25 protein-coding genes and 3 riboswitches are annotated in these 24,939 nt (G+C 40.0%); of the genes, 17 read left to right on the forward strand and 8 right to left on the reverse strand.

The window, feature by feature from the left end; translation table 11 throughout:
- Positions 1-11 precede the first annotated feature (11 nt).
- The 4 genes from hutG to ACDZ29_RS21625 all read left to right on the forward strand — a co-directional run bounded on the left by hutG (position 12) and on the right by ACDZ29_RS21625 (position 4,083).
- Positions 12-968, forward strand: coding sequence for a formimidoylglutamase (gene hutG, locus ACDZ29_RS21610; RefSeq protein WP_375088624.1), 957 nt, complete (start codon positions 12-14; stop codon positions 966-968).
- Between the two features lie 293 nt (positions 969-1,261).
- A complete protein-coding gene (locus tag ACDZ29_RS21615) occupies positions 1,262-1,417 on the forward strand; it encodes a hypothetical protein (protein ID WP_155727292.1) in 156 nt (51 codons plus the stop codon).
- Positions 1,418-1,477: 60 nt separating this feature from the next.
- On the forward strand, positions 1,478-2,149 hold the full coding sequence (locus ACDZ29_RS21620; protein WP_289316670.1) for an SOS response-associated peptidase: 672 nt from the start codon (positions 1,478-1,480) through the stop codon (positions 2,147-2,149).
- A 335-nt stretch (positions 2,150-2,484) separates the two neighbouring features.
- Positions 2,485-2,593: riboswitch (SAM riboswitch) on the forward strand.
- A 173-nt stretch (positions 2,594-2,766) separates the two neighbouring features.
- A complete protein-coding gene (locus tag ACDZ29_RS21625; protein WP_375088625.1) occupies positions 2,767-4,083 on the forward strand; it encodes a Na+/H+ antiporter NhaC family protein in 1,317 nt (438 codons plus the stop codon).
- Between the two features lie 199 nt (positions 4,084-4,282).
- On the opposite strand, the gene ACDZ29_RS21630 is transcribed toward ACDZ29_RS21625, so the two are convergent.
- Together ACDZ29_RS21630 and ACDZ29_RS21635 are read right to left on the reverse strand one after the other, a co-directional pair.
- On the reverse strand, positions 4,283-4,756 hold the full coding sequence (locus ACDZ29_RS21630; RefSeq protein ID WP_375088626.1) for a chromate transporter: 474 nt from the start codon (positions 4,754-4,756) through the stop codon (positions 4,283-4,285).
- Positions 4,757-4,912: 156 nt separating this feature from the next.
- The gene (locus tag ACDZ29_RS21635; protein ID WP_289324801.1) at positions 4,913-5,542 is read right to left on the reverse strand and encodes a chromate transporter; all 630 of its coding nucleotides are present in this window, start codon (positions 5,540-5,542) and stop codon (positions 4,913-4,915) included.
- A gap of 244 nt (positions 5,543-5,786) precedes the next feature.
- Here ACDZ29_RS21635 and ACDZ29_RS21640 point away from each other — a divergent pair, with 244 nt between their 5' ends.
- The 3 genes from ACDZ29_RS21640 to ACDZ29_RS21650 all read left to right on the forward strand — a co-directional run bounded on the left by ACDZ29_RS21640 (position 5,787) and on the right by ACDZ29_RS21650 (position 9,650).
- The gene (locus tag ACDZ29_RS21640; protein ID WP_370014774.1) at positions 5,787-6,665 is read left to right on the forward strand and encodes a LysR family transcriptional regulator; all 879 of its coding nucleotides are present in this window, start codon (positions 5,787-5,789) and stop codon (positions 6,663-6,665) included.
- 124 nt (positions 6,666-6,789) lie between these two features.
- Positions 6,790-6,915 carry a hypothetical protein gene (locus ACDZ29_RS21645; RefSeq protein WP_375088627.1) on the forward strand — a complete coding sequence of 42 codons (126 nt, stop codon included), beginning with the start codon at positions 6,790-6,792 and terminating at the stop codon, positions 6,913-6,915.
- A gap of 743 nt (positions 6,916-7,658) precedes the next feature.
- The gene (locus ACDZ29_RS21650; protein ID WP_375088628.1) at positions 7,659-9,650 is read left to right on the forward strand and encodes an alkyl/aryl-sulfatase; all 1,992 of its coding nucleotides are present in this window, start codon (positions 7,659-7,661) and stop codon (positions 9,648-9,650) included.
- Here ACDZ29_RS21650 and ACDZ29_RS21655 read toward each other — a convergent pair.
- Positions 9,620-9,787 (reverse strand): hypothetical protein, encoded by a 168-nt coding sequence (locus ACDZ29_RS21655; protein ID WP_370014777.1) that lies wholly within the window; start codon positions 9,785-9,787, stop codon positions 9,620-9,622. The genes ACDZ29_RS21650 and ACDZ29_RS21655 overlap by 31 nt on opposite strands.
- A 159-nt stretch (positions 9,788-9,946) precedes the next feature.
- On the opposite strand from ACDZ29_RS21655, the gene ACDZ29_RS21660 reads away from it, so the two are divergent.
- From ACDZ29_RS21660 to ACDZ29_RS21685, 6 genes are all read left to right on the forward strand, one after another.
- The gene (locus tag ACDZ29_RS21660; protein WP_289324807.1) at positions 9,947-11,185 is read left to right on the forward strand and encodes an MFS transporter; all 1,239 of its coding nucleotides are present in this window, start codon (positions 9,947-9,949) and stop codon (positions 11,183-11,185) included.
- A gap of 124 nt (positions 11,186-11,309) precedes the next feature.
- Positions 11,310-12,215: a LysR family transcriptional regulator gene (locus ACDZ29_RS21665; RefSeq protein ID WP_289316662.1), complete on the forward strand. Its 906-nt coding sequence runs from the start codon at positions 11,310-11,312 to the stop codon at positions 12,213-12,215.
- Positions 12,216-12,384: 169 nt separating this feature from the next.
- The gene (locus ACDZ29_RS21670) at positions 12,385-13,560 is read left to right on the forward strand and encodes an acyl-CoA dehydrogenase family protein (RefSeq protein WP_375088629.1); all 1,176 of its coding nucleotides are present in this window, start codon (positions 12,385-12,387) and stop codon (positions 13,558-13,560) included.
- Between the two features lie 27 nt (positions 13,561-13,587).
- A complete protein-coding gene (locus ACDZ29_RS21675) occupies positions 13,588-15,162 on the forward strand; it encodes a class I adenylate-forming enzyme family protein (RefSeq protein WP_375088630.1) in 1,575 nt (524 codons plus the stop codon).
- Between the two features lie 464 nt (positions 15,163-15,626).
- Positions 15,627-17,054: an alanine/glycine:cation symporter family protein gene (locus tag ACDZ29_RS21680; RefSeq protein ID WP_375088631.1), complete on the forward strand. Its 1,428-nt coding sequence runs from the start codon at positions 15,627-15,629 to the stop codon at positions 17,052-17,054.
- A 213-nt stretch (positions 17,055-17,267) separates the two neighbouring features.
- Positions 17,268-17,489: a YozQ family protein gene (locus ACDZ29_RS21685; protein WP_289324811.1), complete on the forward strand. Its 222-nt coding sequence runs from the start codon at positions 17,268-17,270 to the stop codon at positions 17,487-17,489.
- Between the two features lie 103 nt (positions 17,490-17,592).
- Here ACDZ29_RS21685 and ACDZ29_RS21690 read toward each other — a convergent pair whose 3' ends face one another.
- The 5 genes from ACDZ29_RS21690 to ACDZ29_RS21710 form a co-directional block, all read right to left on the reverse strand.
- The gene (locus ACDZ29_RS21690) at positions 17,593-18,438 is read right to left on the reverse strand and encodes an energy-coupling factor ABC transporter ATP-binding protein (RefSeq protein WP_375088632.1); all 846 of its coding nucleotides are present in this window, start codon (positions 18,436-18,438) and stop codon (positions 17,593-17,595) included.
- A gap of 18 nt (positions 18,439-18,456) precedes the next feature.
- Entirely contained in the window at positions 18,457-19,170 is a 714-nt protein-coding gene (gene cbiQ / locus ACDZ29_RS21695; protein ID WP_375091195.1) for a cobalt ECF transporter T component CbiQ, read from the reverse strand.
- A 49-nt stretch (positions 19,171-19,219) separates the two neighbouring features.
- Positions 19,220-19,531, reverse strand: a complete 312-nt coding sequence (locus tag ACDZ29_RS21700) for an energy-coupling factor ABC transporter substrate-binding protein (protein ID WP_289324814.1) — start codon at positions 19,529-19,531, stop codon at positions 19,220-19,222.
- Between the two features lies 1 nt (position 19,532).
- Complete coding sequence (locus ACDZ29_RS21705) at positions 19,533-20,276, reverse strand: energy-coupling factor ABC transporter permease (protein WP_375091196.1); 744 nt, start codon at positions 20,274-20,276, stop codon at positions 19,533-19,535.
- Positions 20,277-20,296: 20 nt separating this feature from the next.
- Positions 20,297-20,467 (reverse strand): hypothetical protein, encoded by a 171-nt coding sequence (locus ACDZ29_RS21710; protein WP_289324815.1) that lies wholly within the window; start codon positions 20,465-20,467, stop codon positions 20,297-20,299.
- Positions 20,450-20,646, reverse strand: a riboswitch (cobalamin riboswitch). It overlaps the preceding gene by 18 nt.
- A 205-nt stretch (positions 20,647-20,851) precedes the next feature.
- Positions 20,852-21,042, forward strand: a riboswitch (cobalamin riboswitch).
- Positions 21,043-21,190: 148 nt separating this feature from the next.
- Between ACDZ29_RS21710 and ACDZ29_RS21715 the strand changes: the two genes are divergently transcribed.
- From ACDZ29_RS21715 to cobK, 4 genes are read left to right on the forward strand one after another with little or no spacing between them, the layout of a single operon-like run.
- A complete protein-coding gene (locus ACDZ29_RS21715) occupies positions 21,191-21,559 on the forward strand; it encodes a ferredoxin (RefSeq protein ID WP_289316654.1) in 369 nt (122 codons plus the stop codon).
- Between the two features lie 14 nt (positions 21,560-21,573).
- Entirely contained in the window at positions 21,574-23,229 is a 1,656-nt protein-coding gene (gene cobJ, locus ACDZ29_RS21720; RefSeq protein ID WP_375088633.1) for a precorrin-3B C(17)-methyltransferase, read from the forward strand.
- Between the two features lie 18 nt (positions 23,230-23,247).
- On the forward strand, positions 23,248-24,162 hold the full coding sequence (locus ACDZ29_RS21725) for a sirohydrochlorin chelatase (RefSeq protein WP_375088634.1): 915 nt from the start codon (positions 23,248-23,250) through the stop codon (positions 24,160-24,162).
- Positions 24,159-24,926 carry a precorrin-6A reductase gene (gene cobK, locus ACDZ29_RS21730; protein WP_289324818.1) on the forward strand — a complete coding sequence of 256 codons (768 nt, stop codon included), beginning with the start codon at positions 24,159-24,161 and terminating at the stop codon, positions 24,924-24,926. Before ACDZ29_RS21725 ends, cobK begins: the two co-directional genes overlap by 4 nt.
- The last annotated feature ends 13 nt before the right edge of the window (positions 24,927-24,939 follow it).

Raw genomic sequence — 24,939 nt, forward strand, 5'->3', positions numbered from 1 at the left:
AGGAGAAAATTATGTATATTAAACCGAATTTGGATTATTGGAATGGAAGGGTTGATTCCCATACTGACATGGACAGCTTCAGATACCACCAACGAGTACGTTTGGCACCGATTTCGGAATTACCCATCTCTTCCGAAGCATCCAGAACCTTTGGAATGATTGGCTTCAAATGTGATGAAGGAGTCAAAAGGAATAAAGGCAGGATTGGTGCTGCAGAGGGTCCTGATCACATTAGGAAGTCCTTGGCAAAATTACCATGTCATTTATCTTCCCAAACCGAGCTGTTAGATGCTGGAAATGTAACGTGTGAAGGTCCAGAGATGGAGGCTGCCCAAACTCAACTGGGATCAGCTGTTGCTAAAATATTGGAGAGTAAAGCGATTCCTATCATACTTGGCGGAGGACATGAAACCTTTTATGGCCATTATCTTGGGATTAGAAAATACATTGGACCAAAGGCTAGGTTAGGAATCATTAATATTGATGCTCACTTTGATATGAGGCCTTATGAAAAAGAAAGTTCATCAGGAACGATGTTTAAGCAGATTTTGGACGAGGATCAAAGGTGTGGATATTTATGTGTAGGAATTCAGAAACAGGGAAATACGAAGGCCCTGTTTGAAACTGCTGAGAGGAATAAGGTCGATTACATATTGGAAGAAGATTTGTCATTGAACGAAATGGATGAAACCAAGCAGCGGATAAATGAATTCGTTAAGAAAAATGACTTCATTATTCTTACATTATGTACGGACGTTATTGATTCAGCCTACGCACCTGGGGTAAGTGCACCCTCTCCGTTTGGACTTAATCCGAAATTGGTCCGTGCGATTATTAGGCATGTCGTATCAAATGAAAAGATCCTCTCCTTTGATATCTCGGAAGTGAATCCTTCTTTGGACGAAAATAATAAAACGGTTACATTGGCAGCACATTTAATAAATGAGGTTTTGCTGAATTTTAAATAATATATGGACATGGATTATGGGTATCTCCCACGCAATAACAAGAGGCATTCCTCATCGACCTTTTTGCTATCCGATTATCATTATCAGTAAAAATTTGTTGAAGTGAAAAACCTTTTGACCAGACTGTCTGTGATCATTCATGGACAGTCTTTTTTATGTATATGTAAATAGCGGTGAACTTTTATATAGACTCATCATTAGTGGATTAACTACGACTCTACTAAAGGTCAATAATGATACTTGTGGGTTTTTGGTTTATAATAACAACCATCTAGCCTAATGAGGGGGATCCTATGAATGAATATAATGTAACGGTTAGGAATGGCAGTACCTTAATTTTGTCAGAAATCATTAAAGCTGAAGATGAGAGGGAAGTCCTGGGCACACTTTTGATTTCCAGCGAATTATTTAATCAACCATTTACCGACATCAGGATTTTAGAACGCTGATTTGTACCTGCCCGTCCCATTTGTTACACTGTAATAAATCCTAAAACGGTAGGCGATATTATGTGCGGACGTTTCACGCTTTTCACGGACATTGAAGAAATAAAAGAACGGTTTAATATTCAAGGACCTTTTGATGAAGAATACCAATTCAGCTACAATATTGCACCTTCCCACTCCGTGCTATCCGTCATTAATGACGGGGCAAGGAATCGACTTGGATATCTTCGGTGGGGACTCATTCCTTTCTGGGCAAAAGATGAAAAACTGGGCTACAAAATGATCAATGCCAGAGCGGAAACCATTGCTGAGAAGGCAAGCTTCAAGAATGCGTATAAGAAGAAACGATGCTTGATAATCGCTGATTCATTTTATGAGTGGAAGAAGGAACCCGGGCGAAAAATACCCATGCGAATAAAGCTTAAAAATCATGCGCCATTTGGAATGGCCGGTCTCTGGGAATCCTGGAAATCTCCAGAAGGAATCAACATCTATTCGTGCTCAGTTATAACAACCGTTCCTAATGAGCTAATGACCAGCATTCATGACCGCATGCCTGTCATCCTTAAACCTGAAGATGAAAAAGATTGGTTGAATCCATCCATTAATGATCCTGCCTTTCTGCAGCAGTATTTAAAATCATTCGATTCTGAACAAATGGAAGCATTTGAGGTATCGACTGATGTGAATTCAACTAAAAATAATTCACCAAACCTAATACAACAAATTTGCTAAGAGGTCCTTAGACCTCTTTTTATTTTAGTTCCGTCCCGACAAATGACATTATTCGAGATTTCATCCAAATATCACAATTAACCCAAAAACCTTATTTACTGTACATGTAAAAGTCCGTTTATAATATTAAGGTCCACACTTGAAATGCTTTTAAACTAAACCTTGCGAAAATACATAAAATGCTGTACTCTTATATTTGCTTTTCAATAAGGCTTTCGATGTCACTTTCCGAGAGTGGACAGAGGTAAACTTGGAGCGGTTATAGCAATTTACCAGCCTGCTTCTTTTCTCTTGGACACCGGTGCATTTGATAATATCATTATATAATTTAAATCTTCTTATCAAGAGAGACGGAGGGACTGGCCCGAAGATGTCTCGGCAGCAGACTTTAATAGGAGTGCTGTGCCAAATCCAGCAGGCTGATTTTTGCCTGAAAGATAAGGAGGGCGTTTTTTATAAATTAAAAGACCTCTTCTTGTTGTGTTTAATGGAAGAGGTCTTTTTTATGCTGAAAGTATTTTTAGCTATAGCTTCCATGAAGGTGTTATTTACGAAAAATGTTAGAAGAATAAGTGCTGTGACACATGTCATGGGAAAAATAAAAAGAGGTGTTCATCATGAGTGCAAACAATAAAGGGAATCCGTGGGCATTGGTCCCATTTGTCGTTTTTTTAATTTTATTTATAGGGTCCGGAATCATTACTAAAGATTTTTATTCTTTTCCGGTGATTGTAGCGATTTCAATTGCATCGGCAGCTGCATTGGCAATGAATCGGAAAGAGACACTCAATCATAAGGTTGATATCTTCTGTAAAGGTGCCGGGGACGCCAATATTATGTTAATGGTTATCATTTTCCTTTTGGCAGGCGCTTTTGCCGAAGTTGCAAATGGCATGGGGGCAGTTGAATCTACGGTGAATCTTGCCTTAGCGGTTTTTCCGCAAAATCTATTAATGGTAGGGATTTTCATCATCGCTTGCTTTATCTCTCTATCCATGGGGACGAGCATGGGAACGATTGTAGCACTAGCACCTATTGGGGTGGGAATTAGTGAGCAAACCGATATTTCGCTTGCTTTTTCAATGGCGGCCGTTATTGGTGGTGCGATGTTTGGGGATAACCTTTCCTTCATTTCAGATACGACAATCGCTGCAGTTCGTACGCAGGGAACGAAAATGAAGGATAAGTTCAAAGTGAATTTTTTCATTGTTTTACCTGCGGCCATCATCACATGTGTCATCCTTGGAGTTTTAACAATGGGTGAACAAGCTGCCATCGCTCAACATTCTTATAATTGGGTGAAGATCCTTCCATATCTTTGTGTATTGATCACTGCATTGGCAGGTGTAAATGTGTTCCTGGTCCTATCCATCGGAATCGTATTTGCCGGAATTATCGGCTTGGCGGATGGAAGTTATCAACCGTTGGGTGTCATTCAAAAAATCGGAGAAGGGATGGCGGGAATGTATGAAATCTCTTTCCTGGCCATTTTAATCGCAGGCATGGTAGCTGTAATCAAGCATAATGGAGGTATCGATTATCTTCTCCACCTCGTGACCCGAAACAGCAAAACTAAAAAAGGGGCTGAATTCAGCATTGCCGGGCTTGTTGGTTTGACGAACCTTTCCACGGCAAATAACACGATATCAATTATCATTGCCGGGCCACTTGCCAAAAATATTGCTGAAAAGTATGGGATTGATCTGCGTAAATCGGCGAGCTTGCTTGATGTTTTTGCATGCTGCATTCAGGGGTTAATTCCATATGGGGCACAACTGCTTGTTGCAGCTGGGGTAGCACATATTTCTCCGATAAGCATCTTGCCGTATTCATATTACCCAATACTAATTGGCCTTTGTGGAGTCATAGCCATCTTGATTGGTTATCCGCGATTTCAGCCGGTAGATAATGAAACGAAGAAACGTACTTCTTAATAATGAGAATAAGCATGAAAATAAACCTTGAATCATTAGATTCAGGGTTTTACTTTGTAAGGTGTATGGAAACATTGGTAAAAAATAATTAAAAAGAGCGATGTCACCTCGCTCTTCCATCAGTTTAAGTGTTATCAATGTTTAAGAATTCCGATTCATATTGATTAACCCAACGCATAATGGTTGTGTGAGCTAGTCGTTATGAATAGAGGACAACACCAACTAAACCAGAAAGAATAATGACATAGGCTGGGTGCCAGCGTAATTTCAATAGGGCAAATAACGATAATCCAAAAACGAGTAATAAGCTTATCGTATGCCAAGAAAAGTTCAGGGCTATCAAATGATTGGAAAGTGCAAAGCTGATAGCTGCAAAGAGGATTAAACTAGTGACAACGGGTCTTAATCCATAAAACATCGATTGAATAACTGGATAATGATTCAATTTGCTGAAGAAGGTGGCTATAACGGTTACGAGTATAATGGCTGGAAGCAAGATTCCGAGAACGGATGATATGGCTCCTGCTAATCCAGCAGTCGAATAGCCTACGAGAATGGCACTATTGGTGGTGATAGGCCCGGGAGACATGCCGGAAATAGCGATTACATCGGTAAATTGTTGCGTCGTCATCCACCCATGCTGTAAGACTTCCGATTCTATTACAGGAATCATGGCGTATCCGCCTCCAAACGATACAAAGCCGATAATAAAGAAGGTGCTAAACAACTCCCACAATTCCATTATTATACATCACACACTTTCTTGAAAATTAGTTAGACCGTTTATTCCTATAACCTTCAGAAAAATAACTGTGATCTTTCATGGAACCTATATGCCAGCACCCATGAAGTATTCGAAATCGTTTTCTTCTATTTTCTTTTCTTTTCGGTCCATCTTGACATCGAAACCTAATTTCCTCTTAATAGAGATGGTCACAATACCTGTTATAGCCCCTGCTAATATAACCAAAACAGGGTGAACGAAGAAAAGGACTGGGATTCCAACTATCAAAATACAGAAAGTTGATTTGTCAACAATAGCCGTTTTTCCTATCTTGATAGCCGCATAAGCGATGATGGCCACTATCGAAGCTCTAATCGATATGAATGCGGATTCTATCTTCGGATTATCGTGAATGAAAAAATACAAAATGCCGAGGATTAGAACAATTAAACATGTAGGTAATGAAACACCAATCATGGCTGCCATTGCGCCCTTCATTCCGGCAATTCGATGGCCGATAAAGGTGGCGGAGTTAATGGCGACAGCTCCCGGTACGGATTGAGATAAAGCAAAAACATCCGTAACTTCTTCGTTTGTCAGCCATTTTCTTTTCTCCACTACTTCTTTTTCGATTAAGGGGATCATCGCAAACCCGCCTCCGAATGTCACAGGTGCCATTTTAAAAAAGGTCCAAAATAATTGGAACAGTGTTTTCCATTGTCCTTTCATTGACATCCTCACTTCCTTTGCTGCTCTGTTTAATTCTTATCATTAACATATCAAAGAAAAAGGACTGGGTAAATTGCAACAAAATCATCGGGTATAACAAAACGTTATACCCAGAAGCTTTATCCGTTTTATATAGAATTTCATTAATGCCCACCTAATCAGGGGAAATAGCGGTGTTTTCTTATTTCACCATTTAGCTATATGATGCTATCATTTTATTAAACCATTAAAAGACAAGGAGGTCGGTTTCTTGAAAATAGAAAATCTAAGAATGTTTTGTTTAGTGGTGGATGAAGGAAGTATAAGCCAGGCAGCGAGGTTAAGCTTCTTATCTCAACCCGCGGCAACAAGACAGATTCATCAATTGGAAAATTTTTATAACACTTTGTTATTCGACCGTGAGGAAGGGAGGCTAAGAGTGACGGAAGCAGGAAAGTTGTTATACCCTTTTGCAAAAGCTATTGTAAATGACTTTAACCATTCAAAAGTAGTGATTCAGCAATCAACGGGCGAGTACAATGCTAACCTCATAGTAGGTGCATCCTTGACAATCGGCGAGTATTTGTTGCCGAGCTTGCTTGGGAAATTCAAAAAACAACAGCCTGAAATAAAAGTGACATTAACGATAAAAAATACCCCCCGGGTTCTGGAGGATTTATCAAACGATGTCATTGATTTGGCCTTGGTGGAAGGACTTGTGGAAAACACCGATTTTATTGTAGACAAGTTCGCCGAAGACGAATTGATATTGGTTTGTCCATTTGACCACCCATGGAAAGACAGAAAAGAAATCCAGCTAGAGGAATTGGGAAATGAAAGGATGATATGGCGTGAATCCATATCAGGGACACGACTTATCGTAGAAAACATGTTAAGGGAGCATGGGGTTTTAGAAAAAATAGAAAGCTACATGGAGATTGGTAGTACTCAAGCGATAAAAAGTGCGGTTGAGGCTGGACTTGGAATCAGCATTTTGCCAAGGTTGACAGTTGCCAGGGAATTGGAACAAGGTTTTTTGCGGGAAGTGGGTATTTCCAGAATAGATATAACAAGAAATCTGTGGCTGGTCAGGAAAAACAAGCGTTTTAATAAAATAGGGGTGTCTAATTTTGTGGATTTTCTTCGATAGTGAATGAATTACGTCACCTCTCATCGTTTGGTTACATTTAAAGTGAAATTTTTGGCAGGTGACAAAGTGTTCAAATAATTTTTGAAAAAAGTTTATTGGCAGCGTTTTCATGGTTTTGGTTACGATGTGGCTGGGACTATGGAGGTCAGGTTACGTTACTAGAATCGCAGAGATGAAATTGGGATATAGCGTATTGAAAACAGGCATGGTCTTGGCTTCCATCACGATTTTCATGCCCCTACCTGGATAACCATCGCTCAAAGCATGGCAAAAGGCTGTGCCTATACTTTTTTAATGACTAGCCTTAAGGTTTTAATGTAGTTACTTCCTGGCCGATCAGGATTAATGACGAGCCAAAGCGCATCGTTTATGAATATAGCAGGGAGGCCTTTTATCACTGGTGTGCTTGACAATCGCATACGAAAACGTATCACTTGGTTTTGTGTATTCCTTCTTTATTGCCGCAGGCTTTCTTTTAATTTTTAGAATTGAGTTCTCAATCTTCGTTAAACCAGCTTAAAGGTTCGAATTAGTAGATGCAAAAGCAAAGACTTCTACAATATAAAAAGTTAGAGGTTTTTACATTGGATAAAGGTTCTTCTCAATAGAGAGGGGCATTTTTGCATTTGGATATACAGCTTACGCACCTTTATATGAAATGTATAACAAAATGGGGCATTACATATTTTCTATAGAAAAAACTATCTCATAATGTCTTTATGTTCAAAATATACCGGAAATTAAGTATGCATGAATGCTTTTTAGCTTCCGAGCCATAGCTAAAAAACGAATTGTATTAATGGATACAAGTGGATTTTATATAAATAAAATTGAAGTTACCATGAAAAATAGTAAATTTACTTAATGACAAATCAATTATAAAATAAAGTTACATTATTCTAAATATTTAAAAAATAGAAAGACTACCGTTTCAATATAAAGAAGAAATTACAACTTTGATATCTAAAAACTCAAATGGGAAAGGGGTATGGAATGTCCAATAAATCTTTTATTAAAGGAATTGTTTCCGTTCCATTTGTTTTTGTTTTACTAGTAGGACCTTCTGTTACAAATGCTGCGCCCGATATGCCAATGCCGGCAACACATTCAACAATTTCAGCAAATAAGGCTGTTTATAAACAGTTGGATTTTACAGATAAGGAAGATTTCGAAAATGCACATAAGGGATTTATTGCACCTTTAAATATGAATCCAATTAAAAATTCAAAAGGTAACGTAGTATGGGATAGCAATCGATATTCATTCATCAAAGAAGATCAGCCGGCAAGTTATACTGTAAACCCTAGCTTGTGGAGACAGGCTCAATTACAAAATATAACGGGCTTATTTAAAGTTGTAGATGGAGTTTATCAAGTTCGGGGACAGGATCTATCAGTGCTTACCATAGTTGAAGGAAGAACAGGATTAATCGTTTTGGATACACTTTCTACAATTGAAACAGCCAATGCAGCCATGGAACTGTATTTTGAACATCGACCCAAAAAACCAGTAAGTGCAATAGTTATTAGTCATAGTCACGCGGATCACTTTGGTGGTATAAAAGGCATTGCTCAATACGCTGAAAATCCAGCAAAGGTGCCCATTATTGTCCCAGAAGGATTTAACGAAGAAGCGCTAAGTGAGAACATTCTTTTAGGTAATATAATGTCTCGGCGTGCAGGGTATATGTTCGGAAATCTTTTACCTGCAAATGAAAAAGGATTTGTAACTTCTGGTATTGGCCCGGGATTAAGTAACGGAACTTTTAGCTATTTACCTCCAACGATTGAAGTAAAGGATGATATTCAAACGGTGGAAATAGACGGAATAACATTTAAATTTTTATTGACGCCGGATTCAGAAGCTCCATCTGAGATGCATTACTATATCAATGATTACAAAACTTTAGTGGTAGCCGAAAACACCGGACACACGTTACATAATATTTATACATTAAGGGGAGCTAAAACCAGAGATACCTTAAAATGGGTAAAGGCACTTGATGAAACAGTAGATCTGTTTGGAAATGAAGATATAGATGCTATGGTTACCGCCCATACATGGCCTATATGGGGGAAAGACCGTGTTCTGGAACAGTTGGAAAGTCAACGTGATTTGTACAAATATATTCATGACCAAACCATACGATTAGCTAATTTAGGTCTCACACCAGATGAAATCGCGGAAAAGTTAAAGCTTCCTGAAAAGTTGGATAAAGTCTGGGCCAATCGGGGGTATTACGGAACATTGAAACACAACGTAAAAGCGGTGTACAACTTTTATTTAGGATATTTCAACGGTAATCCATCCGACTTGGATCCATTACCACAAGAGGAATCGGGAGCTAAATATATAGAATATATGGGTGGGGAAAAGAAGGTCATCAAGCGGGCAAAACTTGATTATAAAAAAGGGGAATATCGCTGGGTTGCTCAAGTCTTAAAGCATGTAGTCATGGCCAATCCCAAAAATACAGAAGCAAAAAATTTACTGGCTAAAGCTTATGAGCAATTAGGATACTCAGCTGAATCTTCTGTGTGGCGTAATTTCTATCTTACCGGCGCAGATGAGTTAAGGAATGGTGTGGCAGACTCGAAGGGAAGTGGCGGAATGATGAATCTTGATACGCTGCTCAATATGCCAATGGATGATTTCCTGAAATTCTTATCCATTAAATTAAACGGAACAAAAGCGGAAAATAAAAATATGACATTCAATATGAAATTTACAGATTCGAAAACTAATTACATGATTGATCTGGATAATTCTGTGTTTAATTTCAAAAAAGGGAAAATGGCGTCCACTCCTGATGCAACATTAACATTAGATAGAATAACCTTCTATCAGATTGCTCTAGGACGTGAAGATTTATCCAAAATGGAGGCGGCCGGGAAAGTTTCCATTTCTGGTAATAAAGAAAAATTCGAAGATTTCTTGTCTTTGCTGGATCAATTTCAACCAAAGATTAATATCGTTACTCCGTGATAATCAATCGCTTTATATTCTGTAAGCAGGATGGATCGGTGACCAATATCTGTACCCACGAGTCTAATATATAGTCTCGTGGGTTTGAATGTATCAATTAATCCTGTAGGCATCCATTTTCGTTTTAATAAATTCATTCATTGTTTTTTAATGAATGAAACGCTCCTAAAAGTCACAGAACAATAATCAATAACCATAAAAAGAAAAATTTCAAGTCTTGTAATTTGAAAGGGATTGTAAGCGCTTCCTTCAAGGGGGGGAGTTTTGTGAAAATATAAAAGATGGAGTGATGGGGAATGCAGCTGTATGCAAGTAAGAAACGAAAATTAATGATTAGCGGCCTTTTATTTGTTGGAATGATTTTAAGCTTTTTTGATCGTGTTGCCATAAATGTCGGTATTATTCCAATTGCAGATGAGTTTCATCTCAATACGTCCCAGACAGGTTTTTTAATCAGTATATTTTTTGTTAGTTACTCTCTCATGCAACCGCTTGGTGGATGGATGACCGATAAGTACGGAGCCAGAGTCATGGTTACTGTTTCTTTATTCAGTTGGTCTTTGTTCACGGTAATGTCGGGGTTTGCTTGGTCATTTATGTCTTTATTATTCATCCGTTTTCTGTTCGGGTTAGGTGAAGGGCCTTTCTATCCTGCCAGTATGTCCACTATAAGAGATAACTTCCCGGAAGAAGAACGGGGCCGGGCAAATTCGTTTTTCTTGTCTGCCCAGAATATTGGCGGGATATTAGGTACTGCACTTGCCGCTTCCATGGTGGTGGCTTTCGGTTGGAGGGGCTTGTTTACCATTGCCGGAATTCTAGGGATATTAATTTCTTTCGGAATTTGGTTCATTCTAAAGCCTCAAGAAACTCAAGCGGTTAAAAAAGATAAACCGAAACAAAAAAAGGTTGCTCTGAAACTTTTATTTAAAATTGAAAACATTTGGAAACTCATAACTTTCAAGTTTATATCAAATATTATCAACTATGGTCTGATCACTTGGATGCCTATATATTTGGTTAAGGAAAAAGGGGTTGATTTAATAGCAGCCGGGGGTTTATTGGCAATCCCTTATATTTTTGGTTTCTTGATGTTTAATGTAAGCGGTTGGCTTCTGGATAAGCATATGGCTAACCGGGAGAAGTATCTTGCCGCTGCAGGTGCTTTATTATCGGCAATTTTTCTCTTTTTAATGTCTAACGCCACGTCTATAGCACTTATCATCACTTATCTCACTCTCAACTCCGTAGCGCTGTCCTTCTTTGGAACCGTTCTATACACGATCATCATAAAATACTCACCAAAGGAACTTACGGGCTCTGCATCCGGACTCGTAACTTTTGCCGGTCAAATTGCAGGTGCGGTTTCTCCTTTAGCCCTCGGTTTGATTATCAGTTTGTTTAATGACTCCTATAATGCAGCTTTCCTGTTTTTGGTGATAACGGCGCTATTGGGAACGGTTGTTGCCGTATCTATTAAAAATAATCGGGCACAGCCAGCTAAAGAATACGAAAAAACAACTACCATAGTTTAAAACTAGGAATGGAGTCCTGCTTTGGTGCAGACATTGTGATGGGTTCTGATTCTCCTTCTCTATAATTGAAAGGGCTTTCTGTTAGAGGTATTATATTTGTAATAGGATAGAAGGAGAATGAACCATGAATATTGAACAATTGGAATATATCATTAAGGTAGCCGAGGTTAACTCGATTTCCACGGCTTCAGAAAGCCTACATATCTCTCAATCTGGAATCAGCATGGCCATTACGAGTTTGGAGAAGGAATTAGGTATAAAAATCTTCAAGAGGTCACGATTAGGAACCATACCTACAGAAGATGGAAAGGAAATCATCCAGAAAGCTCTTGAAGTATTAAGCAAATTGGAAGAAATAAGAGACAGTGCCCAAATACATTCAGATACGATGGAAAAAGAGTTACGCCTATCATCTACACAAGGTTTATTTCTTACGGTTTTACCTAAATCATTAGCGTTATTTAAGAAGAAGTATCCCGAGGTGAAAATTATGATTGAAGAGAAAGGGGGACAAGAGATAACCGAAGATATACTGAATGATAAGATAGACATCGGACTATTAAATATTCCAAGGGTTAAACCGAAAGAAAATGAGTTGGAATTTCAGCCCCTAATGGAAGCAAAAGTGATTGTGTCGGTCAGTAAGAATTCCCCTCTAGTGAACCGGAAAAGCATAACCCCACAAGAGCTGCTGGACCAAGATTTAGTCGTCTACAATGGACCAAGAATGAAGACATTTATTAAAGAATTTTTTACTCTATACGGTGAGATGAATATTTTGTTTTTCACAAATAATACAGAGATTATCAAAAAAACGGTCGCTGAAGGATTAGCCATTTCCTTTTCGTATGATATTGGAATTAACAGCGATCCCTATTTCCTAAGCGGGGAACTTGTGGCTATTCCTTTGGTGGAGCTAGAAAATAATTCAATGGAATTCGGTTACGTTCGCTCTAAGAAGCAACATTTTTCAAAAGCTGCAAGAGAGTTTATTAAATGTCTCGAATTCTACACTACTCTTAAATATTAGTTTCCTATGGTGATTGGGAAACTAATATTTTTTTGCATTTACATCAATATTTCTTATGTTTGTATCATATTTCTTTAATTTACTTAAATATAATTTACATTTAAAATTAATTTTATAACATTTTGAATATTAAATTAAATGCGAAATTCAAAGGTGAAAGGGGAAAACTATGGTAACTATGAAGGAAGAGAAATTAGAGGTGCTTCAAACAAAGTTACAGGATTTTATTCAAAATGAATTGCTTCCCTACGAACAGGAGCATGAATTAAACGCTGAAGAGGATATCCCGATGGAAGCCATACAATGGGTAAGAAAACGCTCCAGGGAATTGGGCTTTTACGGGATTAACCTCCCTGAAAAATATGGGGGACAAGATGTTAGCTTAAAAGGGCTATGCATGTTTAAGGAAGAATTGGCCCGTTCCGGAGCGGTTTTATGGGGGCAGGTTATAGGGGAGGTTGGCGGGCCGCTAAGAATTGGTCAGATGTTGGAAAGTTTTACACAGGAGCAAATAGAAAAATATGTGATGCCGGTGGTGACGGGAGAAGCTAGCTGCTGCTTTGCCCTTACAGAACCAAATGCTGGATCAGATGCTTTTGCTATCGAAACAACAGCCGTTAAAGACGGGAATGAGTATATATTAAATGGTAAAAAACATTTTATCAGTGCGGCCCCCTATGCTGATTTCGCCATTGTCATAGCGAAAGAAACTCAGAAAGGAGAAAAAGAAGATAGAATCACTGCTTTCCTGGTAGATAAAAAAACACCCCATCATTCGGGGTTTGAACTAGGAGACATTCAAGTCCCACTATCAGGAGAACGCATACATGCTGAATTGAATTTCAATCAATGTCGAGTTCCTGCCGCCAATATAATCGGAGAAAGAGGAAAAGGGTTACTGCTCGGATTGAAAAGAATAAACACAAATCGCGCTTCCCATGCGGCCGGCTTCATCGGGATGGCTCAACACCTTCTCAATTTATCTATTGAACATGCTAAAAAGCGAGTACAATTCGGCCGGCCTATCGGTGACTTCCAGGCAATTCAGCATATGCTCGCAGAAATGGCGACGGAAATCTACGCGGCAAAGTGCATGGTCTATGATGTGGTTGAAAAAATCGATCAAGGAGAAGAGGATCGGGCCGGCACCTCCATGGCTAAACTGTTTGCTTCAGAAGTAAATAGCCGTGTGGCCGATAAGGCTATCCAAATCTTCGGCTCTAAAGGCTTGGTAAAAGGGCATCCGGTAGAAAAGATGTACAGGAGTGCACGAATGTATCGGATATTAAGCGGAACCTCAGAAATTCAAAAAAATACAATTGCCAAAGCATTATTAAAAGGGTAAAACCTTTATCGAGGGAGGAAATGATATATGCTGAATAAGTTGACATTTCAGTCACTGTTGAATAAAGGAATGAAACGATTTGGAGAACTGCCGGCTATTACCTTGTTGCCAAACGGAGAAACGATAACTTACGAAGAGTTATGGAGAAAAACAGAACTTATCTCTTCTTATTTACTTCGCCTGGGTGCAGGAAGGGGTGTCCGCATAGCTTCTATCATTCCAAACAGTTTGGAAAGTGTGATGTTTGGTTTGGCTATCCAGCAATGTGGAGCTACCCTAGTGCCATTAAGTGAAAAACTGGGGAAACGAGAAATAAAATTCATTTTAAAGGAAGCAAAACCAGAAGTGGTCATAATAGCTACGCAGACACACTTTGACACCTTATTTGAGTATTTAGAAGAAATGAAGAAGGACGGTGTCCATATCATTGGGCTTCCTGGATTTAATATTAATTATCCGGAGGAGTTTGAACAGTTTCAATGGCCCGGTGAAATAAAAAATATGGACTTGCCATTAGCTGAAGAAAAAGACATTGCCCTTCTGTCATACACAGGCGGGACGACGGGTACACCCAAAGGCGTCATGCATTCCCAGAAAGGACTCGGCGCCGCCATACTTTCTGCGGCTATCGAAGACCCGCTAGACGACCGAGACCGGGTATTGCTAAGTACGCCAATTGTGCATTCTGCCGGTTCATTACTTTGGAGGTCCCTTGTTTCGGGCGTCCATGTCTATGTGATGGGCTCATTTGACGCTGCAGCATTCATACAGGCGATAAAGGAACATAAAATTACGACGACATTCATGGTACCGACAATGTTATACAGACTCCTTGATCAGACAAAGAAGATGGAATATGATATGAGCTCCATGCGAAATATCTTCTACGGCGCGTCACCAATTTCACAAAAGCGCCTTAAAGAAGCTTTTGAAGTATTCGGGCCTATCATGCGCCAGCAATACGGCATGACAGAGTGTAATATTGTCATTACCAGACTATCGAAAAGCGCTCATTTATGGGCTTATCATAACAATTCGGAAATTTTGAAAAGCTGTGGAAAACCGTGCATTTTCACCGAAGTTCGACTGATTGATAAAGATGGAAATGATGTAAAACCATCCGAGTTTGGAGAAATTATCGTAAAATCACCAGCAATGATGGTAGGCTATTATCAAAGACCTGATCTTACCCAAGAATACATCCGTGATGGTTGGTTCTACACTGGTGATATTGGTAAATGGGATGAAAGCGGTTACCTTTATATTGTAGATAGGAAGAAAGATATGATCATTACAGGCGGGATGAATGTATATTCTTCAGAAGTGGAACGAGTGGTGAACCAGCACCCTTCTGTTGCATTAAGTGCTTGCATAGGCGTTCCCCATCCAGATTGGGGAGAAGTAGTTTGTGTCGTGGTAACACTGCGAGAAGGATTGACCTGTACTAGTGAGGAATTAATTGATTTCTGCAAACAAAGAACCTCTAAGTATATGGTTCCTAAAGTAGTCTATTTTATTGATAAGTTTCCATTAACGCCGATTGGAAAAATTGACAAGAAAGAATTAAGAAAGATGTTTGCACAAGGTATTCCAACCATCTAGGAGAGGCAGAACAAGGATATCATAAAAAAGCCTAATTTCAACATTGAGACCTACAGCAAACCAGAATATAAGATAGAGCAGATGAATGCAAAACAAGCCTCGCATGATAACCTGGAATCGGGACGTGTGAGGCTTTTATGCACTATATATAAGATGTTTTTGAATATTAAGGATAACAATGGAATTTATTTAACGTTGTAGTGAATGTTAAATGAAGTGAGTCAGAATGATTTAATATCATTAGAGAATGATATTGATATATATTTTTTCGATTGATTCCACCAAATCATGAATGAAAAAAAATGTGAGTTAGGATATAATATATTATTGTATTGGAGATTCATTCTGGAATTTCCTTTTTTTATGGGCTTCATTTGTTTATCTCCCTAATGAATCGGGAAATAAATTATAGTTGTATATGTTTTTGAAATAATATTTAGAGTTAAGTAGAGGGGTTTGTTTTAATGGAGATGTTAGAAAAATTTATTAGTGAGACAAATGATGTGTTATGGTCTTCCATATTGATCATCATGTTGATTGGATTGGGTCTTTATTTTTCCGTCCGCACGAAGTTTGTCCAATTCAGAATGGTAGGGGAAATGTTCAGGCTATTGGGCGAAGGGGCCACAGCTGATAAAAAAGGTGTGACATCGTTTCAGGCATTTTGCATAAGCACGGCATCGCGGGTAGGAACGGGTAACCTTGCAGGTGTTGCCATCGCAATCACCATGGGAGGTCCGGGAGCCGTTTTCTGGATGTGGTTAATAGCACTGATCGGAGCTGCTTCGGCTTTTATTGAAAGTACACTTGCTCAAATCTATAAGGTCAAGGATGGGGATGCATTCCGTGGCGGTCCTGCCTATTATATGGAAAAAGCATTGAATGCCCGTTGGATGGGGATCGCGTTCGCTGTGTTGATTTCGCTTACATTTGGACTTGCTTTCAATTCGGTACAAGCCAATACGATTACAAGCGCATTCAACGAATCATTTGGAATTGAAAAGTGGGTTACGGCAATCATCCTGGCTATCGTAACGGCTGTCATCATTTTTGGCGGGATCAAAATGATTGCAAAGGTATCTGAAGTTATCGTTCCCATCATGGCAGGAGCCTATGTGATAGTGGCGTTGATCATCATCATCATGAATATTACCGAGTTACCGAGTGTTTTTGCTTTGATCTTTGAAAGTGCATTCGATGGAATAAAAGAAGTGGCTGGCGGAGTACTGGGAGCAGCCATGATGCAGGGAATCAAGCGCGGCTTGTTTTCAAATGAAGCCGGGATGGGTAGTGCACCTAATGCTGGTGCGACTGCTGATGTCAGTCATCCTGTCAAGCAAGGGCTCATTCAGTCTCTGGGTGTTTTTGTCGATACGCTCATCATTTGCAGTTCGACTGCCTTCATCATTTTGTTCTCAGGTCTTTATACATCGAAGGAAACGGATGGAATCGTTCTTACCCAAAATGCCCTTGGAACCGCATTGGGATCTTGGGCTGGCATTTTCCTTGCCATCATTGTACTGTTATTCGCCTTTAGTTCCATTGTGGGTAACTATTATTATGGAGAGTCGAACATTGGCTTCATCAATGAAAATAAGGTTTGGTTAAACATCTATCGTATCGCAGTTGTAGGGATGGTGATATTCGGTTCGCTTGCCTCACTGAAATTTGTTTGGGGACTGGCTGACTTGCTGATGGCCCTTATGGCCATTATCAACCTAATAGCCATAGCATTACTTGGGAAAATTGCATTTGCTGCACTGGCGGATTATCAAAAGCAAAAGAAAAGTGGGAAAAATCCTGTCTTCCATGTGAACAATATTAAAGGTTTGAAGAATGTGGAATGTTGGGGTGACCCAAACGATAATGTGGATGTGAAGAAGGAGGCCTAACCTCTTATTAAGCTTACATGTAAAGTCCTTGAGAAGGGATTTTGCTTGTAAGTTTTTTTGTGAATCAATTGATTGAAAATAAGTAGAGTCAGCCTTTTTTCCTCCTTTTTTTATCATTATTGAATATTGCTTTGTTTTTTACACAAAATACCTTTGTCTTTATTACTGCTGTCAATCGATGATTGGACAATTTGAAAACTGGGAGTGAAAACAATGGATAGCAAGCAATCAAAAAATGAATCTTCAGAAATCGCAGGAAGAACATATGATGTCAGCGATTATAAACGGGAAGATACTTTATCTTCTGGATTGGCTACAACCCACGAACAAGTTTCGGATACTTATGCGGAAGGCGAGATAAAAGCTGTCATTGATGATGTAAACGGAAAGGATATCGAGATTAAAAAAGAAGAATCTGAGGAAGAAAGGAAATGACTTGTTTTTTGGTTAGGGTCAAGAATTTTCGACTGATATTTTAAGAATATAATGATTTAATCCCCTAGCTTTTTGAATGATGAAAGAAGCTAGGGGATTTTAATTAATAAATTTTTTCTGTCTCGATTTTTTGAAGCAATTCTTCCTTCGTTCTGGGGACAAGTTCCTTTTCTCCGGGTATTCTTGATTGAAGAAGGGCTTGAAACATTTCAAAAACCCACGGCTTCTCGAGATGAGCCTTCATCAAAATGTCTTCATCATGAAAAACGGATACAGGGTCCCCTTGGTATATGACCTTACCATCGTTCATGACAACGACTTCATCAGCCCATTGATAGGCTAAATTAACATCATGAGTTGATAGAATTATCGTTTTGTCTGGGTGGTGGATACTGTCCAGCAGAGCCATGATCTGTCTGGAGAAATAAGGATCCAATCCAGCGGTAGGCTCGTCTAAGAGCCAGACATCGGGTTCCATGGCTAGTACCCCGGCAATGGCGACACGTTTTTTTTGCCCTAAGCTCAAAAAATGGGTAGGTTTGTCTTTCATTTCCGTTACTTCCGTTTGATCCATCGCCCATTGCACTTTCTCATGGACTACATTTCTATCCCATCCTAAATTCATCGGTCCAAACGATATATCCTGTTGAACATTAGCGGAAAAAAGCTGGGAGTCGGGATCTTGAAAAACGATTCCGACTTGTTTTCGTAATGATAATAATGCTTTACGGTCATATTTCATTTTCTTGCCTTTAAATCTGATCGTTCCTGATGTTGGTTGTAAAAGACCATTTAAATGGAGGAATAGAGTCGATTTACCGGCTCCATTATTGCCTAATAATGCAATCTTTTTACCTTGTTGAATCAGTATTGAAAGATCTTTTATCGCGAACGTCCCATCTGCATATTGATGCGTGAGGCCCTCTATATTAAAGATATGCTCTTCCATTTTTGAATTGCCTCCAATTTACATATATCCATAAATAAGGATTAAGCTTCCTAGTATTACAATGGCGATCAGCCAATTGCGTGAGGAAAAGGTATAAGTATCCTCGATATAAGAAAGGTTCTCCTGATATCCTCTTGCGTTCATGGCCATCGTCAATTGCCCAGAGCGCTGGAATACTCCCAAAAATAATGATGAGGTTAGTAACCCGAGAGATCGAATGCCTTGCCTTACCGAACCATATCCCAGTCTTGAAGCTTGTGCTAAGTGAATGGCCAAAGCTGTATCTAAAAAAATAAAGATGAAGCGATAGGTCAATTCTATTAAATCGATCAATAAGGAAGGGACTTTAAGTTTTCGCAGTACGGATAGAATGACGGTAATGGGTGTAGTCAAGGTTAAGAAATATAAACAGCTTATACTGCTAAATACGACAGTGATCAAATTGATCACTGTACCAATGCTGCCATCGCTGATGAAAATTTGCCAATTTCCGACTTTCCAGGACCACCAAATATTCGGCATCGAAGTAAATGTACTGGAGATAGAAAAAAGGATGGTAAGTGTGCCTGATACTAGAAAGAATCCTGGTAATAAGAGTAATTTCAGATAATACGAAGGCGGGATTTTTGCCACAAAAATGATTAAAGCGCTCATCACCATAAAAGTGATGAGCGAAACGGCCAAATCCCTTACCGTTAACGAAAACAGCATAAGGGAGAGTGCAAAAATCATCTTTTCCAACGGATGTACATCCTTTAGCCCATTGAAATAGGCATATTTATCAATGAGTAACATGTTTCGATTTTTCGTTCATTTCTTGTTTGGTTTGTTTATTCCTTTGTCTCATTACGCCAATGAAGTATCCAATGAAACCAGCTCCGATTGCAGCTTGCAGCGCAAATAATAAGCTCTCGGTTTCTGCACCTGGCGGCTCCCAAATACTATTGAACCAAGGCTTGTATTCCGGCTGAATTTTAGTGATGGCTTCTTCAGCTTCGCCGTCGGCACCGCCAAATTCCGTTCCTTGTTGGGTTATTAACGGTATGGTGGCAAGAATGACGACCAGGAAAAGCAGCAATAAACTTTTTTTCATGTTAACGTGCCTCCTTAGATAAAACTCGCAGCAATTTCAATTCGCCTAGATTGTATTTTTTTAGGAAATTCATCACAACCACTGTCAATAATCCCTCGCTGATTGCCAAGGGAATTTGGGTCAGGGCAAATATTCCAGCAAATTTATTGAATGAGGCCTTGAATCCACCTACCTCGGATGGAAAAGCAAGTGCAAGTTGAACGGAAGTTACCACATAGGTTCCTAAATCGCCAAAAGCAGCTGCCAAGAAAACGGCCAGCGAAAAAGACCATCCCAATTTAGTTGCGCCCTTGAAGACAAAGTAAGCAATGAAAGGTCCGCATACAGCCATGGAAAATGCATTGGCCCCTAATGTCGTCAATCCTCCGTGAGCCAGTAGAACAGCTTGAAATAATAGAACGATGGAGCCTACGACACTCATGGCCAATGGCCCGAATAATATGGAACCTAAACCAACTCCGGTAGGGTGTGAAGAACTTCCCGTAACGGAAGGAATCTTCAAGGCAGATAATATGAATACGAATGCACCCGATAGACCGAGCATCATTTTTGTTTCTGGGTTTTCCCTTACTTTGGACCTAATGGACCGGTAACCCAAGATTAGAAATGGAAGGGTCACGGCCCACCAAAATATGGCCCATTCAATTGGTAAAAAGCCCTCCATGATATGCATGGCCATCGCACGTTTTGGGACAAGAAGCAGTAAAATGACAAAATAAAGAATTTTCCAATTGACTCTTTTCATTCTTTCTCCTTTCAACACCTTTAATTTTTCTGCCAAAACTTTAGAAGAAAAGCGGCGCCCAACATAAAAAGCACTTCTCTCAAAAGAAAGAAGTGCGTAATGAACAGGAATTTTGCAGCATAAACCAATATGGGCCATTCTGCCTGATCCGCACACCCATCCTCGTAGGCTGAAACAGTTTCACGCTTCATGGCAGGTCTCCTGGCTTAGGTTCATTGTCCCGTTACATCCTTCCCATCTCATTTGACAGTGGATTAATGTTAACGTAATAGGACTTCCCTTTACAGTGGCGGGACCGCTCCGGACTTTCACCGGCTTCCCTTTTAAGCTGAATTCCGAGAAATTCAACACCATAAAACTTATGTAATTATTTCGAAAATTCTCGTATAGTGTACCATAAAGAAATAATTCCAGCTACACTCTCTTTTTTTTTTTTTTTGACTAAGATTGCAGAGAGGAAAGGCTTATGGCTGGATTTACACTATTAAACTTTTCTAAACAGTCGGAATAAACTATTGAATTTTGCTAAAGTTGTTATATGATAGATAAGGTTAGCTATAATTGTATAATAAAACCAAATATTTCATTTTAAAAGTGCTCTTGTGTGAATATGCAAGGGATAATAGGGAAATCGGTGAAAATCCGATGCAGCCCCCGCTACTGTAAACGCTGATGAATTTGTCGATAACCACTGGCTTAAAGCCGGGAAGGGACAAAGTAAAATGAAGCGTAAGCCAGGAAACCTGCTTTTGAAATTGTATGATACTTTTCGGAGGGAAAGGTAGAAGGACTATGACGATTTTGGGAGATTCAGCATATTTGCGGAGGGCTCCTCATTCATATAGTTTTTTAAACCTTGACTCTTATGTTAAGGTTTTTTATTTTGCCTTTTCCCTGAACTCAGGAGGAAGAAGATGACTACTTGGAACTTGAAGGGTACAAATACGCATTTGTTGATTTGCAATGGAAGCAGTTGCATGAAAAAGGGCGGGGAAGAAGTAACTCAAGCGATTCGCGATGAAATTACTTCAAAGGGACTGGATTTGAAAATTCATACAACCAGGACACGCTGTAACGGAAGATGTAAGGATGCCTGCGTTGTGATTGCCTATCCCCAAGGGAAATGGTATAGAGTGGATACGCCTGATTTCGGTCGGGAGATTGTCAGCAATATCGAAGATGGTGAATATGTTCCACAGATGATCTACCAATTCAGTGATGGGGAAATGACGCCTAATCCGGATTTTCCTGCTCATACGGGTATTTCAAAGAACAAATCGTAAAAGGAGATGTCTTAATGAGTACAAACGGTAAATTATTCGTCGTGGGCTTTGGACCAGGGAATTTTGAACACATTACCAAACGTGCTGTCGAAGCCCTTCAAGAAAGTGACTACATCATTGGTTATAAAACTTATGTTGAACTCATTCAGGGACTGCTTACAGATCAAACGATCATTAGTACGGGGATGACTGAAGAGGTATCACGTGCTCAGGAAGCAGTAAAACAAGCGGAGTTGGGAAAAAAAGTGGCTGTCATTTCCAGTGGGGATGCCGGAGTGTACGGGATGGCAGGGTTGGTTTATGAAGTATTGATTGAAAAAGGTTGGAAAGAAGAAACTGGAGTGGGCATTGAAGTCATTCCTGGTATTTCTGCAATCAACTCTTGTGCGTCTTTACTTGGGGCACCAGTCATGCACGATTCGTGTACGATCAGCCTCAGTGATCATTTAACTCCTTGGGACCTAATCGCTAAAAGGGTGGAAGCAGCTGCAATGGCTGATTTTGTCATTGCGCTTTATAATCCGCGCAGCGGCAGGCGGACTAGGCAAATTGTTGAAACACAGAAAATTCTCCTTCGCTACCGTTCGCCAGATACACCAGTCGGGTTGGTGAAAAGTGCTTATCGCGATCGGCAGGATATTGTCATAACCAATTTGAAAGATATGTTGAATCACGATATTGGAATGTTGACCACCGTCATTATCGGTAATTCATCCACCTTCTTATACGATGACAAAATCATCACACCAAGAGGTTATCAGAGGAAATATACATTGAATTCGGAAAAGCAAACATTGAAGCCGCATCAGCGTCTGCAAAAAGAAGCAGAACCGTGGGCATTAGATCAAGAAGCCGATTCCATGCAAGAAACCTTAAACGAGCCTGCTGGAGGAGTTGGATTACTTACAAAAGCACCAGAAAAGAAGTCCGCTTCTTTTGAAATGGCAATGGAAGCCTTGTCAAGAGTGAAGGGTCAAACCGTTCAGCAATCCATTAAGCCGATTGTCCAGCAAAAAATGGAGTCGGTATTCGAACTTGCCGTAAGTCCAGGTGTGGCGAATAAACAATTCACTCCCAAACAAATGATGACACTTGCGGAAGTTGTCGGGGAAAAGGGAACGATGGAATACACGCCAAATCATAAGATCGTTTTAAAGATCCCGACAACGGACCCGGAAGTCATTACGGGGAAATTGCAATCAGCAAACTTTCTATTATCGCCGATTGGAGATGTACTGACATTAAAAGCCTGTGATTTCTGTGATGGTGAAAAAGCGGAATCCATACCATATGCGGATGAAATACACCGGGTGCTTGGCGGAATGAAAATGCCTAAGGAACTGAACATCGGATTTAATGGGTGTGGAATGGCTTGTTATAGTGCCGTGATGGATGACATCGGGATTGTTTTCCGAAAAGGGAAGTTCGACTTATTTCTTGGAGCTAAACCGGTTGGAAGAACGGCCCATCCAGGTCAGCCGGTAGCTGAAGGCATTGAACCGGAACGGCTTGTTGAATTGATTACGGACATTGTCGGGGAGTATAAGCAAAATGCCCATCCAAATGAGCGGCTTTTTAAATACTTCAAACGTTCAAAAAAGATACAGAATTTTTCTTATCAGGACATTGCTCCCAAAATAAACATAGAGCCTGCGCCTTGTGAAGACTAATCAAGAGGGGGAAAGTAAATGAAAGCAGTTTTGTTTGTAGGACACGGAAGCCGCCTGGCTTCGGGAAACGAAGAAGTCGTTCATTTTATTAAAAATATGATTCCGGCAATGGATGACAGTTTTTTGGTAGAAACGTGCTTCCTGGAATTTGCGACACCGAGTATATCAAAAGGCATTGATAATTGTGTAAAACGAGGGGCTACGGAAGTTATCGTCATACCGATCATTTTGTTGCATGCAGGACATTCGAAATTACATATCCCAGCTGAAATAGAGGATGGGAAAACCAAATATCCAGAAGTGAAATTCACATATGGTCAAACGATCGGGGTCCACCATGATGTATTGACGATCCTGACAGACCGACTTGAGGAAGCCGGCTTCGATACATCCTCGGAACAGGCTGAGACAGCAATATTGCTAATTGGCCGAGGAGGCAGTGATGCTGATGCAAATAGTGATATATATAAAATTTCCCGATTGTTATGGGAAAAATTAAACGTTAAATGGGTCGAAACAGCGTTCATGGGTGTAACGGACCCGCATGTTGATGAAGGCATTGAACGATGCATCCGGTTGGGGGCAAAAAAAATAGTGATGCTGCCATATTTCCTCTTCACGGGGGTGTTAATGGAAAGAATGGAGGATATGCTGAAAGGCTATCAAGAGCAATATCTTGATCGGGAATTTATTTTGGCGAAGTATTTTGGGTATCATCCAACCTTACAGAACATTCTGCAAGAACGAGTAATTGAAGCTAGTGAAGGCAGATCAAGTGGGGCACGTGATTTGGAAAACTATCGAAAATATGTCGAGGAACATGGACATGCCCACCATCATCACCATCACGACCACGACCATGACCATCATGACCACGACCATCATGACCACGACCATCAGCACGATGGGCAAGAGGTGGGTACGTCAAAATGATTTTGTTCTTGGCGGGTACAAGTGATGCGCGGGAATTAGCGATTGAGATGCAGCAGGTGGGATTCAAGGTTTTGGCAACTGTTGTAACCGAGTCGGCGGCGAAGAGTTTGCAAGATGCAGGGATATCCACCCGGATTGGCCGATTAACTGCAGAGGATATGACCTCTTTAATCTCTGAAAAAGGTTTTCAGGCTGTAGTTGATGCAAGTCACCCATTTGCGGAAGAAGCATCCAAAAACGCTCTTAACGGAGCAAAGGCAGCAAATGTTCCTTATATTCGTTATGAGCGTGAAAGCCAACGGTTTCAGAATGACAAATTGATAGTTGTCCGTGATTATGAGGAAGCTTCCAAGCTGGCTGCTGCAAAACGGGGAGTCATCATGCTCACGACCGGAAGTAAAACCCTAGCGGTGTTCGCAAAAGAATTGGTAGGACTCGAGAATACCAGAGTCATAGCAAGAATGCTGCCACGCATGGATAATATGGAAAAATGTGCGCAGCTAGGCATTGAACAAAAAAATATCGTTGCGATTCAAGGTCCATTTTCCAAAGAATTAAATAAAGCCCTATATAAACAGTATGGCGTCACATTGATGATAACGAAAGAAAGTGGCAAGGTCGGTGCGGTTGATGAGAAATTGGAAGCCGCGTTGGAATGTGGAATAGAGACGATTATGATATCAAGGCCAGATGTTGACTATCAAAATGTTCATTCCAGTTTTGATCATGTCATTGCCGAGTTGAATAATCAGTTGAATAAATAATAGGAGGAATGCA

The sequence above is a fragment of the Peribacillus sp. RS7 genome (assembly GCF_041956845.1).
GTDB lineage: Bacteria > Bacillota > Bacilli > Bacillales > DSM-1321 > Peribacillus.